11 protein-coding genes and 1 pseudogene are annotated in these 9361 nt (G+C 61.8%); 5 read left to right on the top strand and 7 right to left on the bottom strand.

The genetic code is table 11. The annotated features are described in order from the left end of the window. Positions 1 to 207 (top strand): outer membrane beta-barrel protein (locus tag EN984_RS11935; protein WP_164765445.1); only part of this gene is annotated, 207 nt, incomplete at its 5' end. A gap of 117 nt (positions 208 to 324) precedes the next feature. Here EN984_RS11935 and EN984_RS11940 read toward each other — a convergent pair. Further along, positions 325 to 921 (bottom strand): glutathione S-transferase family protein, encoded by a 597-nt coding sequence (locus EN984_RS11940; RefSeq protein WP_127270637.1) that lies wholly within the window; start codon positions 919 to 921, stop codon positions 325 to 327. Between the two features lie 126 nt (positions 922 to 1047). On the opposite strand from EN984_RS11940, the gene EN984_RS38190 reads away from it, so the two are divergent. After that, the gene (locus EN984_RS38190) at positions 1048 to 1920 is read left to right on the top strand and encodes a hypothetical protein (protein WP_206517174.1); all 873 of its coding nucleotides are present in this window, start codon (positions 1048 to 1050) and stop codon (positions 1918 to 1920) included. A gap of 465 nt (positions 1921 to 2385) precedes the next feature. Then, the gene (locus tag EN984_RS11955; protein ID WP_127268687.1) at positions 2386 to 2691 is read left to right on the top strand and encodes a transcriptional regulator; all 306 of its coding nucleotides are present in this window, start codon (positions 2386 to 2388) and stop codon (positions 2689 to 2691) included. A 21-nt stretch (positions 2692 to 2712) separates the two neighbouring features. Here EN984_RS11955 and EN984_RS11960 read toward each other — a convergent pair. The 6 genes and pseudogenes from EN984_RS11960 to EN984_RS11985 form a co-directional block, all read right to left on the bottom strand. After that, positions 2713 to 3026 (bottom strand): annotated as a pseudogene (locus EN984_RS11960) (LysE family transporter); the annotation flags it as partial. Between the two features lie 31 nt (positions 3027 to 3057). Continuing rightward, positions 3058 to 3894: a DMT family transporter gene (locus tag EN984_RS11965; protein ID WP_127268686.1), complete on the bottom strand. Its 837-nt coding sequence runs from the start codon at positions 3892 to 3894 to the stop codon at positions 3058 to 3060. Continuing rightward, complete coding sequence (locus tag EN984_RS11970) at positions 3891 to 4472, bottom strand: TetR/AcrR family transcriptional regulator (protein WP_127268685.1); 582 nt, start codon at positions 4470 to 4472, stop codon at positions 3891 to 3893. Before EN984_RS11970 ends, EN984_RS11965 begins: the two co-directional genes overlap by 4 nt. 135 nt (positions 4473 to 4607) lie before the next feature. Then, a complete protein-coding gene (locus EN984_RS11975; RefSeq protein ID WP_127268684.1) occupies positions 4608 to 5060 on the bottom strand; it encodes a hypothetical protein in 453 nt (150 codons plus the stop codon). Positions 5061 to 5253: 193 nt separating this feature from the next. Continuing rightward, the gene (locus tag EN984_RS11980; protein ID WP_127268683.1) at positions 5254 to 6108 is read right to left on the bottom strand and encodes a 23S rRNA (adenine(2030)-N(6))-methyltransferase RlmJ; all 855 of its coding nucleotides are present in this window, start codon (positions 6106 to 6108) and stop codon (positions 5254 to 5256) included. Between the two features lie 62 nt (positions 6109 to 6170). Beyond that, entirely contained in the window at positions 6171 to 6776 is a 606-nt protein-coding gene (locus tag EN984_RS11985) for a hypothetical protein (protein ID WP_127268682.1), read from the bottom strand. Between the two features lie 706 nt (positions 6777 to 7482). Between EN984_RS11985 and EN984_RS11990 the strand changes: the two genes are divergently transcribed. Both EN984_RS11990 and galE read left to right on the top strand, forming a co-directional pair. Beyond that, the gene (locus EN984_RS11990; protein WP_127270640.1) at positions 7483 to 8520 is read left to right on the top strand and encodes a UDP-glucuronic acid decarboxylase family protein; all 1038 of its coding nucleotides are present in this window, start codon (positions 7483 to 7485) and stop codon (positions 8518 to 8520) included. Continuing rightward, positions 8517 to 9361: UDP-glucose 4-epimerase GalE (gene galE, locus EN984_RS11995; protein ID WP_127383755.1), on the top strand; the 845-nt coding region annotated here is incomplete at its 3' end. The genes EN984_RS11990 and galE, both read left to right, overlap by 4 nt.

Below are 9361 nucleotides of genomic sequence, written 5' to 3' on the forward strand. Positions count from 1 at the left end.
GTGGAAGACACCGTCCTTGGGGCCAGCGATCGCGCAACGATGCTCGGCTGGACCGCCGGTGTTGGCACCGACATCAAGCTGACCGACAATGTCTTCGGCCGCGTCGAGTATCGTTACACCGACTTCGGCAGCAAGAGCTTCGACGGCATCGGCAAGGTCAAGGCCACCGACAACCGCGTCACCTTCGGCGTCGGTATGAAGTTCTAAGTCGTTCAAGCCACGACACGAAAAAGCCGGGCCTCGCGCCCGGCTTTTTTTGTGTCTGAGTGATTTTCCCGGTGATCGAATCGATAACCCGGGAAATCAATTCCGGGCAATCGGCTATCAACCAGGAATGCAGGGCTTCAGTTCTGGAAACTTCTCGTCGAAGCGTGCCGCCCATCGCGTCAACCGGGCGCGACCCTTCTCCCATTTTCCGGCAAAACGCAGCGAGAGATAGCCAAGGCAGGCGCGCAGCGCCATCTGGCCGGCGGTGATCTTCTTCGGCAGCTTCGGCGGGTTGGCATTCAGCAGGTCGAGTGCCGCCGTGATCTTCGCCCACTGGCGATCGAGCCAAGGCTGATAGACCATCTCCTCGGGCCGCGTGCGCCGTTCATAGACCATCGACAGCGCGCAGTCGCAAATGCCGTCGGCCAATGCCTCCAGCACTTCAGCCTCGAGCCGCTTGTCGGGATTGCGTGGAAAAAGCGCGCTCTTCGACAAACGGTTGAGATGCTGGGTGATGGCGCGACTGTCGTGGATGGAGCGGCCGTCGTCGAGCACCAGAACCGGGATCTTGCCGAGCGGGTTGGCGCCGATCAGTTCGGTCGGTTTGTCGTCCGTTTTGACCGCCACCGTTTCGATGTCGATGCCGGCATAGGCGGCTGCCATGCGCACTTTGGAACTGTAGGGAGAGGAGGACGCATAGAGCAGTCTGGGCATGATCGGTTTCCTGTTTTGCAGGCCGGCAGTGTTGACCGATCAAGCGCGATCGAGCAATGGCCAGAAGCGGAAAACCCGGCCGCCAGCGAGCGGACTCATCGGCCGGGGCCGTTTGGCGAGCGCTCCATGAAGACGGTGCTTGATCACATAGTCGCCGAGTTGCCAGAATCGCAGGGATCACTCAGCCGACAGCCAAGACCGAAGGGCCTCGCGCCGATATTTCATCAAGCGCATGAATGGCACAAAAAGCCCCACCGGACTCCGCCCTATGGCGAAGTCCTGGGAGCTGCGAAAAGATATCCTCCGTCCGCCTCTGTTCTCGCCTTCCGACTGCCAAACAACGAACGGGGCGCCTGTCGGGCACCCGCCCTTGACTGTTTCGGCACCGCCCCCGGCGAGGGAAGACGCGACTACTTCTTGCCGGCCTTCGCGGGTGCTGCCTTCGGCTTGGCCGCAGGTGCCGCTTTCTTCACCGGTGCTGAAGATTTCGCTGCCGCAGCCTTCTTTGCCGGAGCAGCTTTCGCAGCCGGCTTCTTGGCCGGTGCAGCCTTGGCAGGTGCAGCCTTGGCAGCCGGTTTTTTTGCAGGTGCTGCCTTCTTCGCTGCGGGTTTCGCCGCAGCCTTCGCTGCAGGCTTCTTGGCTGGTGCCGCCTTCGCCGCCGGCTTTGCCGCTGCCTTGGCGGGTGCTGCTTTCTTCACTGCCGGTTTCGCAGCAGCTTTCGCTGCCGGCTTCTTGGCCGGTGCTGCTTTTGCCTTGGCCGCCGCGGCCTTCGGCTTGGCAGCGGGTGCTGCTTTCTTCACTGCAGCTGCGACCTTCGCCGTCGCTGCTTTTGCGGGTGCTTTCTTTGCCGGTGCCTTCGACGCCGGCGCTTTGGATGACTGCTTAGCCATGCGATGCCCCTTCCGTTGTGCCGACGGCCGTAATGACCCGGCGCGCTCATGCATATCTGACTCGCGGCTTGCTAGCCAGCGAAGCAATAGACTGATTTTCGCAACTTAACTTTCGGTTACGATCGGCACATGATCGTGCTGATCGTCGCAGAAATTCACTGCTGATCTTCGACCATCGGCTAGAATGTGTCGCCGACATTCTCCACACTCCGCGGGAGCGCTCTTCTCGTGAAGCTCCGAAGATCAGCGAACAGCTTTGCGTGTCGATCTTCGTTCGCCAATATCATGACCACAGCCTCAGCGGTGCGATCATCTCATGCAGGCGGACGATCTATACTGCAATGCGGCAGCCGGCCAATGCATCACCTTGTCAAGCGCGATCGCAGACCCGACTGCTCGTGAATTGACAGACAACTCTATATGGCAGAGTATTCTGCACAGAAGGCCGGAGTACTTCGATGTCCATCGCACAGGGACAAACGGCGCTGTCGCCGTTCGAGATTGCCAAGACGGTCCGCCACGGCGGCGGCATGGTTGTCGGTGGCCTCCGGCTTGGCTGCACCGGAGCCAATCGATGAGTGCCGACGAAATCATCCACCAGAGCACTCGGCTCAGGATCATGGCCGCGCTGAACATGCTGGAAAGGCGCCAAACGCTGGACTTCACCGGGCTGAAGGCCATCGTGGACGTCACGGACGGCAATCTCGGCGCGCATCTCGATACGCTGGCCAGGGCCGGTTATGTCGACATCGAAAAGCTGTTCGTCGGCCGCCGGCCGCAGACGCGCGTCAAGGCGACCACGAGTGGACGGCGCGCGTTCCGCGGCCACGCCGCATTCCTGCGCAAGATCATCGATCAGGCGATGCCGCGCAGGAAATAGCGTGGCGACTGGGCAATCCGCTCAGCGCGCGGCAACAACGGCAACGCCGGCGCCTATCATCACACCGCCCGCCGCGCGGTCACCCGGCGTACGATCCTTGGCGTGCGCAACAGGTTGCGGGCGCGGCCGGCGAGGATGATATGAACGCCGATCACCACCGCTTCAACAGCCAGGATCACCATCATCAGCACACCAAGATGAGCAGCATTGAGCGATGCGCCTACGCCGCTAGGCAACAGCGCGACGTAGAACAACGGCATTTTCGGATTGCCAAGATTGAGCGCGATGCCGGTGGCAAAAATCGTCAGCAGCCCTCGCCGTCCTGAGACGGGCTGCCGTCCAGAATCTTCGCGATCCGCATTTCCGTCACGACTGATAGCCGAGGCAGATGGCGCCGAGCGCGACGATAGCGCAGGCGCCGACCCGCCGCGGCGTCAGCATCTCGCCGAGGAACAGGCGTCCGATGAAGGCCGCGAAGACGACGCTGGTTTCGCGGATCGCGGTGATCGGACCTGCTGGTCCGAGCGCGAAGGCCGCGACCACGACACCGTAGGCCAGAAGTGCAAACAGGCCTCCGCCGAGCGCCTTCCAGGTTTCAGGCGCGCGCGGGTCGACAATGAGCCGGCCACGGCAGGCGACGAAGGCCGCCGGCAGCAACGCGCCGTAGATCAGCAGGACCCATGCGGTGTAGGCGCCGGCATTTCCCGCCGCCCGAACGCCGAGCGCATCGACCGTCGCATAGGCGGCGATGATCGCTCCCGTTGCCAATGCATAGAATATCGATGTCGTGGCGGCCCTGCCCCGTCCGAGTGAAAGGCCCATGATGCCGCCAGCGACCAGCGCGACGCCGACGGTCTGCGGCAGAGTGAGCTGCTGGTTGGCCAGGAAGAACCCGCCGAGCGTGACAAGCAGCGGCACGCTGCCGCGAACGATCGGATAGACCTGCCCCAGTTCGCCGTATCTGTAGGCGGCCACGAGAAACAAGGTGTAGCCAACCTGCAGGCAGGCCGAGAGCACGATATAGGACCAGGCCGGCGCGGCCGGAAGGGCGTGGAAGAAGGCGAAGGGGATGGCGAGCGCCGTGCTTGAAAAGCTCATGACGGTAACGGTCCACAACCGGTCGGCCCCCGTGCGCAGGAACGCGTTCCAGCTTGCGTGCAGGATCGCCGCAAACAATGCGAGCCCGATGACCAGCGGGCTCATTGCGGCCGGCGCGAGGCGGCGACGATGCCCATGGCCGCCTTGCGGGAGTCGCGAATGGCGGCTTCTGCCTGCCCCATCTGCGCCAGCAAGGTCGCACCTTCGATCAGCATAAGCAGCGTCGCCGCCACGCTCTCGGCGCGGCCGTGCGGCATCATCTCTTCGAGGATAGACTGCATGCGCCGCTTGAGGCCGTTCTTCTGCCTGACAACGGCCTCGAAAATCGGGTGCCCGGGATCGCCGAACTCGGCCAGCGCATGTGCGAACAGACAGCCATGGAAATCCGGGCTGCGGAACCAGCGTGCATGCCAGTCGAAGATTTTTCCGATTTTCTGCTCCGGCGGAACGTCCTCCTGGGCGAGCCGGTCGAGTTGGCGGTCGAAACGCATAGCGCGATAGTCGAGCACCTCGACGATCAGTTCGTCCTTGCTGGGAAAGTGGCGATACATCGTCATCTTGGCCACATCGGCTTCGGCGATGATCCGGTCGATACCGGTGGCATGGAAGCCGGCGCGCTTGAACAGCACGTAGGCCGTGTCAACGACGTGTTGGCGCTTGCCGGAAGCGGACGATGGCGTCATGGAGATTACCTAGTATTGAGACAGGTCTGTCTCGCCTGTATGCGACGGATCGAACCTGCTGTCAACGCGGCGCGAAAAAACGCCTGCAGCCGATCAAGCCACAGGCGCGAAAGAGATTGGAAGGGGAAACCGGGTCTAGCGCAGAATGCGGCAGCGGCCGTTGTAGACCATCCAGCGGTCGAAGCCCGAGACACAGAATTCGACATTGTCGCCGATCGAGGCAAAGCCCTGGCCTTCCTCGATCAGGTACCAGATGGTGCGATCGCGGCCGTCGGACAGACTGACGGTGGCGCCGCAATAACGGCGACCGATCGGCCAGGTATCGTTGGCCGCCAGATAGCGATGCTGGTGGATGCGCCGGAAATCGGTGATCTGCACGTCAGGCAGATGCGGCACGTGATGCACCTGATAGGAAAAGCGGCTGGTGATCTTGTTCAGTACCCAGGGCTGACCGCAGACCCCGCTGTCTTCATCGGAATAGACCGTAAGATCGGCGGCCTGCACGGTCTGGGTGATACCGAGAGGCGCAGCAAGCGGGGTGAAGAGCGAAATCAGGGCGGCAAGGGCGGATTTGGCGAAGCGAGTCATGGCAGCCTCTCAAGGTCGATTGCGCGCACTGTGCGGATTCGCTCGGCGGCGGTCAAGCGGTTGCGTTGACAATGGTTTCCCAGTTTGAAACCGCTTTTTGACCAAAGCCGAATTTGCACGCACCGGAATGGCTCTGGCACGTTCATATCCAGACCCAAGAGCACGCGGTCCCTGGGTCGTCGATGAGACCGCCTCAAGCCTGCTCGCCGGCCAGCCATTCCAGCGACCAGTGCGCCGGCCGCCCCACCGCAAGCAGCCTGTGCAGGGCCGGCAGCAGCGTCCGCAGCTCGCCCTCCAGCGTGAACGGCGGGTTCACGACCAGCAGACCACTGCCGTCGAGGCTGGGTTCCGAAGAGGCCGGCCTGATCTCGAATTCGATGTCGAGCAGCTTCGGGATGCCGGATTGCTTCAGCGCCTTGCGGAAAGCGATGATCGCCTTGCGGTCCTTGATCGGATACCAGAGCGCATAGATGCCGCCTGGCCACCGCTTGTGCGCCCTGGCGAGCCCGTCGACGAGGCGTTCGAACTCACCCGCTTCCTCGAATGGCGGATCGATGAGGACAAGGCCGCGCTTTTCCTTCGGCGGCAGATGCGCGCCGAGCGCCAGCCAGCCATCGAGCTCGATGATCCGGGCCTGGAAATCGCCGGCAAAGAACGTCCTCAGCCTTGCGGCATCCTTGGGGTGCAGCTCGATCGCCGTCAGCCGATCCTGCTTGCGCATGAGATGGCGCGCAATCAACGGCGAGCCCGGGTACTTCTGGATGCCACCCTCGGGGTTGAGCGACCGTATTGTCTCCAGATAAGGCGCGAGCAGCGCCGCCACCGGAGCGGCGAACGGGGCATCGATCAGCCTGCCGATGCCGCCTTGCCACTCACCCGTCTTCTGCGCCTCGGCGGACGACAGGTCGTAGCGGCCGATGCCGGCATGGGTGTCGACGACCCGAAACGCCTTATCCTTCTGCTTCAGATACTCGAGCAAGCGCGTCAGCACGACATGCTTGACGACGTCAGCGAAATTCCCGGCATGATAGGCGTGGCGGTAGTTCATGGTTTTGTGCCGTTATGCATGTCGTTGTCCCAAAACCGCTGCACACTTTTGGGCGACATGCATCAGCCCCTGCCCCAACGCGGCGGTGGCGGCTGCGAGTTCGGATTTTCCGGCCGGCCGCCACGAGTGCGCAAAGTCAGCAAGAATCCGATCAGGCCGATCGCCATCAGCGCGAAGCCGACCGGCCGTGCACGGCTGTCGATCTCGCCGGCGCCGGAGCGCAGGATGAGATCGACCGCCCGCATTGGTATGTCGTCGGCATCACCCGGTCCGACGGTGAAGATATAGGGGCCAGGGCTGACGGTCGCGATCACGCCGGCCTCGTCGCGAAAGATCTTGTCGGTCAGTTGCGGGCTAGCCTGGCGAGGATTGTCGGAATGGTTGAACTGCAGCGTCGAGGCGAGCACCGTGCGGCCATTGCTTGCAGCGGTCAGCGTCAGGACGGTGCGCTGCTGCGAAACGATGCGCTCTGCTCTTGCGGTCAGGTCGACCAGCACCCGCACCGGCGCGTCGCGGCCGGAGAGCGGCACCGTCAGCGGCTTGAAGCGGCCCTGCTCATAGACCCGCCAGGTGCCGATCTCATGGCCGGAGAAGTTGCTCATCGCCCAGGGATAGACGACACCGATGCCGGCGCCGACGAGCAGGATCAGGACAAACAGAAAGCGCATTCAGATCACCATGGCGTATCGTGACCTTGCCAATAGCGCCCCGACGGCCAAAAGGCGATGGCCAGTTGCGGGCAGCCACCTGGAGGTGGGCCGTGCGGGTGCGAGCGCAACCAGATTGGCGGCGTGGCCGCGCAACAATTCAAGGTTCTACCTATGCGCTCAAAAATTAAGCCGAGTATTTCGCGCGCTGCGCTGACATCGCTGTCGGCTCATTCTCGGTCGTCCTTGCTGTCAAGTTTCGATTCTACCTCAAGGGACAGCTTCCGCGTCCGGTCATACATTGTCGTCGATCGAGCCAATATGCTGATTAGTAAAGAGGATTTTCCGTATGCGCCGTGTTTCAGCCCGAGAGACCGTCGCCCCCTCATGTTAACCATCCGCGAGCGCACTTGGTTAAGAAATCACTAATTTAGTTGACTATAATTTCCACAGGTATATTTTCGATATGTTGGGATGTGCAATTTGGGCGAGCAATCGGCGATGGTGACACCGAGCGGGTGACCGCGTTTTCGGGGCGCAGAGAATGCTGAGCGGCAGCACGGAGGTCGTGTAGTCGTACCAGCTTCGCGAAAGCCAAAGAACAATTAACGCACATCAGTGATGGCGATTCCGCAGACGCGGAGGTTTGCCACGTTCTCAGGAACGTGGCCGGGCGATGCTTTGTCCCGGCCCCGGCGGTAGCGTGTGCGGTGCGTGCGAGGAAAGCATGGGTAAGCTTGTCAAGGTTCTGAAACTGGAATCCGGCAGCCAAAGGGGCGCCAACCAAAGCCGACGACGCGCCCTTGTCGCCGGAGGCGCGGGGTTTTTAGGATCGCATCTGTGCGAACGTCTTTTGCGGGACGGATACGACGTTGTCGCGCTGGACAATTTCCACACCGGCAAAAGATACAATCTCAATACCCTTCTGCGTAATCCGAGCTTCACCTGTATCGAGCACGACATCGTCGATGCACTGCCTTCGGATCTTCAGTGCGACGAGATCTACAATCTCGCCTGCCCCGCCTCTCCGCCGCACTACCAGGCAGACCCGATCCACACCTTCAAGACAAGCGTGCTTGGATCGCTGAACCTTCTGGAACTCGCGCGACAGAACAAGGCCAAGATATTCCAGGCCTCTACGTCCGAAGTCTATGGCGATCCCTTCGTGCATCCACAGCCCGAGAGCTACTTCGGCAACGTCAACACGCACGGACCGCGTTCCTGCTACGATGAAGGCAAGCGCTCGGCCGAAACCCTGTTCTTCGATTATTCGAGAACCTATGGCCTCGATATCCGTGTCGCCCGCATTTTCAACACCTACGGGCGCCGCATGCAGCCCGACGATGGGCGTGTGGTTTCGAACTTCATCGTCCAGGCGCTGCGCGGCGAGGACCTGACCGTCTATGGCAGCGGCCAGCAGACGCGCTCCTTCTGCTATGCCGACGATCTGATCGAGGGCTTTGTCCGGCTGATGAACGCGCCGAGCGCGCCCACCCACCCGGTCAATCTCGGCAACCCTGCCGAATTCACCATCATGGAACTGGCGACGCTGGTCGTCGATTACACCAACGCCCGATCGAAGATCGTGCATCGGCCGCTGCCCGTCGACGATCCCAGGCAGCGCAAGCCGGACATCTCTTTTGCCAAGGCCAATCTCGGCTGGGAGCCGAAAATCAGCTTGAGCCAAGGGCTCGCGCGCACCGTCGAGTATTTTGACACCCTGCTCTACGGAAACCGCATTGCCAGAGGAGCTGCCGCCTCATGAGCCGGCCGGCAGTCCTGGTGACGGGTGGAGCCGGCTTCATCGGCAGCCACACCTGCAAGCAGCTGGCCTCCGCCGGCTACATGCCGGTGGTTTTCGACAATCTGAGCCGCGGCAACGAGAGATCCGTCGCCTGGGGCCCGCTTGTCGTCGGCGATATCCGGGATCGGGATGCATTGAAGCGGGCGATGGAAACGCACCGGCCGACGGCTGTGATCCATTTTGCGGCGCTGGCCTATGTCGGAGAGTCCGTTCGCGAGCCGGCCGAATATTATTCAACCAATGTGACAGGCACCATCGCGGTGCTCGATGCCGCACGCGCTTGTTCGGTCGAAAACATCATCTTCTCCAGCAGCTGTGCGACGTACGGCGTGCCGGAAGTATTGCCCGTTCGCGAGACCTCCTCGCAAAATCCGATCAGCCCTTACGGGCGCTCCAAGCTGATGGGCGAACAGATCATCGGCGACTATGCTTCCGCGTATGGAATGAAATTTGCTATCCTGCGCTATTTCAACGCTTGTGGCGCCGATCCCGACGGCGAGCTTGGTGAGTGGCATTCGCCGGAAACCCACCTGGTTCCCAGAGTGCTCATGGCCGCATCGGGCATCATCGACGCGATCGAGGTTTTCGGCACCGACTACGACACGTCGGACGGCACCTGCGTAAGGGATTATATCCACGTCACCGATCTGGCCCGCGCCCACCTGAAAGCGCTCATGCATCTCGAGGGTGGCGGGCAAAGCCTGGCGGTCAATCTCGGCACCGGGCGAGGCGTCTCCATCAAGGAAATCGTTAAGGCGGTCGGCCGAATGACGTCAAGACCGGTACCGGCAGTGTTCAGAAG

The organism is Mesorhizobium sp. M7A.F.Ca.CA.004.12.1.1 (assembly GCF_003997835.1).
GTDB lineage: Bacteria > Pseudomonadota > Alphaproteobacteria > Rhizobiales > Rhizobiaceae > Mesorhizobium.